Source organism: Nonomuraea terrae (assembly GCF_004348995.1).
In the GTDB taxonomy this organism is placed as follows: Bacteria; Actinomycetota; Actinomycetes; order Streptosporangiales; family Streptosporangiaceae; genus Nonomuraea; species Nonomuraea terrae.
The window spans coordinates 1-5,051 of the sequence record NZ_SMKQ01000352.1; the positions used below are offsets into that span (position 1 = coordinate 1).

The 5,051-nt window shown below is 67.8% G+C and carries 7 protein-coding genes; 1 reads left to right on the forward strand and 6 read right to left on the reverse strand.

Translation table 11 applies throughout. From position 1 onward, the window contains the following. Positions 1 to 559: 559 nt before the first annotated feature. From E1286_RS45870 to E1286_RS45880, 3 genes are all read right to left on the reverse strand, one after another. Entirely contained in the window at positions 560 to 1,051 is a 492-nt protein-coding gene (locus tag E1286_RS45870; protein WP_132623496.1) for a hypothetical protein, read from the reverse strand. 2 nt (positions 1,052 to 1,053) lie between these two features. After that, positions 1,054 to 1,554: a hypothetical protein gene (locus tag E1286_RS45875; RefSeq protein ID WP_132623498.1), complete on the reverse strand. Its 501-nt coding sequence runs from the start codon at positions 1,552 to 1,554 to the stop codon at positions 1,054 to 1,056. A gap of 216 nt (positions 1,555 to 1,770) precedes the next feature. Continuing rightward, the gene (locus tag E1286_RS45880; RefSeq protein WP_132623500.1) at positions 1,771 to 2,334 is read right to left on the reverse strand and encodes a TetR/AcrR family transcriptional regulator; all 564 of its coding nucleotides are present in this window, start codon (positions 2,332 to 2,334) and stop codon (positions 1,771 to 1,773) included. A gap of 85 nt (positions 2,335 to 2,419) precedes the next feature. Between E1286_RS45880 and E1286_RS45885 the strand changes: the two genes are divergently transcribed. After that, entirely contained in the window at positions 2,420 to 2,812 is a 393-nt protein-coding gene (locus E1286_RS45885; RefSeq protein ID WP_223190941.1) for a nuclear transport factor 2 family protein, read from the forward strand. 97 nt (positions 2,813 to 2,909) lie between these two features. Here the strand turns inward: E1286_RS45885 and rplL are convergent, their stop codons facing one another. The 3 genes from rplL to E1286_RS45900 form a co-directional block, all read right to left on the reverse strand. Next, the gene (rplL, locus tag E1286_RS45890; protein ID WP_132623504.1) at positions 2,910 to 3,302 is read right to left on the reverse strand and encodes a 50S ribosomal protein L7/L12; all 393 of its coding nucleotides are present in this window, start codon (positions 3,300 to 3,302) and stop codon (positions 2,910 to 2,912) included. A gap of 70 nt (positions 3,303 to 3,372) precedes the next feature. Further along, on the reverse strand, positions 3,373 to 3,897 hold the full coding sequence (gene rplJ / locus E1286_RS45895) for a 50S ribosomal protein L10 (RefSeq protein WP_132623506.1): 525 nt from the start codon (positions 3,895 to 3,897) through the stop codon (positions 3,373 to 3,375). 251 nt (positions 3,898 to 4,148) lie between these two features. Then, positions 4,149 to 4,970: an SCO4651 family lipoprotein gene (locus E1286_RS45900; RefSeq protein WP_246075712.1), complete on the reverse strand. Its 822-nt coding sequence runs from the start codon at positions 4,968 to 4,970 to the stop codon at positions 4,149 to 4,151. Between the last annotated feature and the right edge of the window lie 81 nt (positions 4,971 to 5,051).

Genomic DNA, 5,051 nt, shown 5'->3' on the forward strand with positions numbered 1-5,051 from the left:
GACTCGGTCTGCAGGGCCAGAAGGTCAGGAACTTCGAGAGGCTCCTGGATGCGCGAAAAGGAGACGCGACGGGGACCAGCGGGTACGGCGGAGGCGTTGCGCGAGGCTGCCAACAGATGTCCTTCCGAGGGCTCGCGGCGGACTGACTACACGCACGCCAGACAACCTCGCAACGTGAGCAAGCATCGCGGGTCGTCAAAGGGCAGCGCAAAGGGGCAGTGTAGCCGAACGGCACACGCCTGTCCACTTCACCTTCGCTGCATGCTCCACGTTGGTCGCAGCATCGCCCGTTCAGGCGGAAACGTCAAGCCCGTAAGCCCGACTTTTAGCCGACTCAGGGCCCGGACGCTGGGTTTTCTTCCCTGCGTGACTGATCGCCTACCGCCAGGCCCAAGACGATACCCGCGAACGGGGGCGGTTAACGCTCCGTCACACCGGGGGTCGAACCCATGCCGACTACCGGTGTAGCTGTGACTGGGGTACCCCCGCCATAGGCTCCGCCAAACCAGAATTTTGGTAACAATTGAAGGAAGCGGCGCGCCCGCGGGGTCTCGGGGCATCAGGCGGTCCCCAGCAAGGTCGACATGCCGGCCACCAGCCATCGGGAATCTTGCCGCACCATGACGAACCTGGCCCGATTCTGGGTGAACTCCTGCTGAGGGCTTGCCTCACCGGGGATCTCCCTGACCGTACCAGTGTTCACGAAGAGCAGAACCTCGACGCGATCCGGCTCCGCCCGCTCGACCCCCGCGGCCGCCACGGAGACCGTCTGCACGATCTTCTGCTCCTTGGCCCTCGACACCAGATTCGCGGTCAGCTCCTTGAAATACCCGCTCAGCTCCCCCGTCGTGTACGTGTCCGCCCGCGCCAGATCCCGCTCCACCGTCCGGTAGCTGTACGAGAGCAGGGCGGGCGCCACCTTCTTCGCGACGGCCACGGCCTCCCCCGCGGCCACCTCCGTCGCGCGCAGGTCGCGCAGGTTGAACCACATGGTCGGCACCAGCACGGCTCCGGCCGCCACGAGGACGCCCAGCAGGACGATCGTGATCATTCTCACGGCACCTGCACCACCTTCGACACCAGCCAGCGGCCGCCGGCCTTGGCCAGGTCCATCTGCCAGCGGTAGTAGCGCTCCTGGGGCGGGCTCTTGGAGCCGTCCCAGCGGATCTCCACGTCGCCCACCACCAGCACCCTGGCCACCGCGTCGGTCATGGACACCAGACCGGTGGCGCGTAGCACGCCGTGCTGGACGACCTTGTTCCCGACGGTCGTGGACTTGAGCTTGTCACCGTTGGCGACGTACTCGGCCCTGGCCGGGCCGGTGGAGGTGTCGAGGATCCGCCGCATGTCGGCGTCGACCGTGCGGTAGTCGAGTGACATCAGGTTCTTCGCGTGCGCGCCCGCCGCCACCAGCGCCGCCCGCCAGTCGCCCGCTCTGCCCTGCTCCTCGCGCGCCTGGGCGGCGATCCACACGCCCGTGCCGACCAACACCGCCAGCACCCCGCTGAGCGCCGCGATGAGGATGCGAGCAGGTCGTACGGAAAGTCCCGCCACGTCCGCTCACCCCTTCCCGCCCGGTCGCCGGATCATAACGCGACACTCACTCCCGGAGCTCCGCAAACAACAGAGCTGGTCTGCCACAGGGGCACGACGGGTACACCTGACAAATGCGGGGCAATCGGTCAAGTCCCCTGAATGCCTCCAGACGGCCCTGAGAGGCTCACTGAGCGACCATGGGGTCCAACGGGAGCTCCAGACCTGCCGCGACCGTCAGGGGGCCTCGGGGCCGGCCAGGGCACGCAGACCGGGACGCAGCAGCCGGGCGACCTCCTCCGGCGGCACCCCGCGCAGCTCCTCCAGCTCCAGGAGCTGGTGCCCCACCGTCACGCCCAGCATCACCAGGGTCATCAGCGACGCGCGCAACCGCGCGTCGTCGCCGGACAGCGAGCCGGCGACCCGGTCGATCTGCTCCCCGAGCAGCCGCCGCGCCGACGCCGCCGCCTCGGGGTGGGTGAGCATCGAGCGCAGCATGGCCAGCGAGCTCTGTGGCAGCTCCCCCATCTTCACGCCGAGGGTGCCCAGGACGTGCTCGACCACCTCGTCGGCGCCCGGTTCTCCCCCGTCGGCCGGTGTCACGCGTACGGCCTGCTGGAAGAGCTTCTGCTTGCTGCCGAAGTACTGCATCACGAGGGCCGGATCGACGCCGGCCGCCCCGGCGACGGCCCTGATGGTGGCGCGTTCGTAGCCCACTTCGGCGAAGAGCGACCTGGCCGCGTCGAGGATCCGCCCCTCGGTGCGGCGCCGCCTCTCGGCCCGCGGAAGCACTTCGCCCACGCGAAGACTCTACATGCGTTGACCCACGCCGCCCCTTCGCTCTACGCTCGTTGAGTCAACGCCTGTTGAGCGAATGGGACGGCCCATGGACATCGAAGACATCGTCAGCGGCTACCACGCCGCCATGCTGCACAAGTCGGCCGACGACCTGGCCGACCTCTACGCCGAGGACGGGCTGCACGAGTTCCCGTTCGGGGGGCTGCCGCCGTACGTGGGCAGGGAGCAGATCCGCGCCGGCTACCAGGCGATGTGGGACTCCGCCGGCATGGAGGCCCAGGAGGTGCGCCGCCTGGCGCTGCACCGGACGCACGACCCGGAGGTCGTGGTCGTGGAGCAGGACACGCACGTCACGGCCGGCGGGCAGCCGATCATCGTCCCCGGCCTGCTCGTCCTGCGGATCAGGAACGGCGAGATCGTCCACACCAGGGACTACATGGACACCAGCGCCATCGCCCGCGTACGCGCCGCCGGGGGCTGAACCGGTCCTGGAAAACGCGAAAAGAGGCGGCACACACCCGGCACCAGGGTGTGTCCGCCTCTTTCCGTAGAGCGTCTTACGTGAAGCGAAGGGGAAGTTACTTCACGGTGACGGTGGCGCCGGCGCCCTCGAGGGCAGCCTTGGCCTTCTCCGCCTGCTCCTTGTTGACCTTGCCGTCGAAGACCGGCTTCGGAGCGCCGTCGACCAGGTCCTTGGCCTCCTTGAGGCCCAGGGACGTCAGGGCGCGGATCTCCTTGATGACCTGGATCTTCTTGTCGCCGGCGGCCTCGAGGATGACGTCGAACTCGTCCTGCTCCTCGACAGCGGCGGCCTCGCCGCCACCAGCGGCGGCGGGGGCGGCGGCAACCGCGACGGGGGCGGCGGCCTTGACGTCGAAGATCTCTTCGAACTGCTTCACGAACTCGGACAGCTCGAGGAGGGTCATCTCCTTGAACGCGTCGAGCAGCTCGTCGTTGCTGAGCTTCGCCATGATGATTCCTTACGTATAGGACTTGCTGAAAACTTGGAACGGGACCGCGGTTTCTGCGGCAACCCCCGTGTTACTCGCCCGCCTCGTCGCGCTTGGCACGCAGGGCTTCGGCCAGCTGGGCCATCTGCGTGGGCAGCGCGGCGAACATCGCGGCAGCGGCGCTCTGCTTCGCCTTCATGGCACCGGCGAGCTTCGCGAGGAGAACCTCGCGGGACTCAAGGTCGGCGAGCTTGGTGATCTCGGTGGCGTCGAGCGTCTTGCCCTCGAGGACACCGCCCTTGATCACCAGAAGGGGATTGGCCTTGGCGAAGTCACGCAGACCCTTGGCAGCCTCGACGACGTCGCCCTTGACGAAGGCGACGGCGGTGGGGCCGACCAGCAGGTCGTCCAGACCCCTCACGCCGGCCTCAGTGGCGGCGAGCTTGGTCAGGGTGTTCTTCGCCACGGCGAACTTCGCATTCTCACCGAGAGAGGTGCGCAGCTCCTTGAGCTGCGCGACGGTGAGACCGCGGTACTCGGTCAGAACGGCGGCGCTGCTGCCCTCGAACTCGTTCTTGAGCTCGGCAACGGCTGTCGCCTTATCCGCCCTCGCCATGGGCCTCCTTCCAGATGTGCCACCGGCGAAGGCTCCAGAAATGAGAACAGCCCCGGGCGCAGGGCGCACGGGGCTCACGCACACAGATCACTCCATGTGGGAAACTCGCATCACACCTGCGCGGGCCGTCCACATCACGTGGATCCTTCGGTCGTCAGGATGTGAGCACCTGACGACGACCGGCGGTCTTCGGCAACGACCAGAGTACGTGCTGGCCGCCGAGTTTCCAAATCGTTCTCAGTCGGTCGTGCTCAGTCGGTGGTCGGCTGCGGCAGCTCGCCGACCTGGTCGGCGGGCGGGGCCTCGATGCTGACGGTCTCGTTGAAGCCCTTGAACAGCAGGGTGGCGTCGAGCGTGGCGCCTTCCTTGGAGCCGTTCAGCGCCAGCTTGCGGGGCAGGCCGTCGGAGGCCACCCAGATGTCGAACTTCACGTTCTGCAGCTCGGCCAGGCCCTGACGCGCCTGCTCCTGCCGGTCGGCGGGCAGCTGCTGGACGGCCACGTCCACCGGGAACGTGCCGCTGTAGTGGGTGGTGTCCTCGCCATTGACGCTCTCGGTGCCGACCGCCTTCACGTCCTGCGAGGCGGTGACGAGCTTGGTCATGTTGCCGAGGTCGAACTGCTGGATCTGGTCGAGGTAGCGCCGGGCCTCACCGGAGTCGCCCGTCTCGGCGAGCGGGACCCTGATCCACGGCTTGGCGGCCCCGAGCATCTCGTTGAGCGCCTGGACCTTGACGTAGACGGTGTCGCCCTGCAGCACGGCCCGGACGCCGCCCGGCACGCCCCGGCCACCCATGTCGACGGTGTCGAGGGTGAGGTCGGCGGCGAGCTGCGGCTTGCTCTGGTAGACCATCCGCCCCTGCACCTTGCCGGCGCCCTCCTGCGGATGCTGGACATCGACCACGGCGTCGACCGTGTAACTGGTGACCTCCGCGGTCTTCTGCGCGGCCTGCGTCAGCACTTCTGAGGCGGCCAGGTTCACCTGGATGGGCTGCGCGTTCGATCCACAACCGGCGACCGCGGCCATGACGAGTGCGGCCCCGGCCGCGGTCATTACTATCGTGCGCTTCAGCATGGTTTGACCCTACGTTCAAGTTCCACCGCCGTGGCGCTTTCCCCTGACATATAAGGGAAAACTCAGGGTCCCCACCTACCC

What these genes read in the sequence shown, in the direction of transcription:
- rplL (WP_132623504.1), bottom strand. Translation starts at nt 3,302, where the DNA reads ATGGCGAAGCTCAGCAACGACGAGCTGCTCGACGCGTTCAAGGAGATG.
- E1286_RS45885 (WP_223190941.1), top strand. Translation starts at nt 2,420, where the DNA reads ATGGACATCGAAGACATCGTCAGCGGCTACCACGCCGCCATGCTGCAC.
- rplJ (WP_132623506.1), bottom strand. Translation starts at nt 3,897, where the DNA reads ATGGCGAGGGCGGATAAGGCGACAGCCGTTGCCGAGCTCAAGAACGAG.
- E1286_RS45870 (WP_132623496.1), bottom strand. Translation starts at nt 1,051, where the DNA reads ATGATCACGATCGTCCTGCTGGGCGTCCTCGTGGCGGCCGGAGCCGTG.
- E1286_RS45900 (WP_246075712.1), bottom strand. Translation starts at nt 4,970, where the DNA reads ATGCTGAAGCGCACGATAGTAATGACCGCGGCCGGGGCCGCACTCGTC.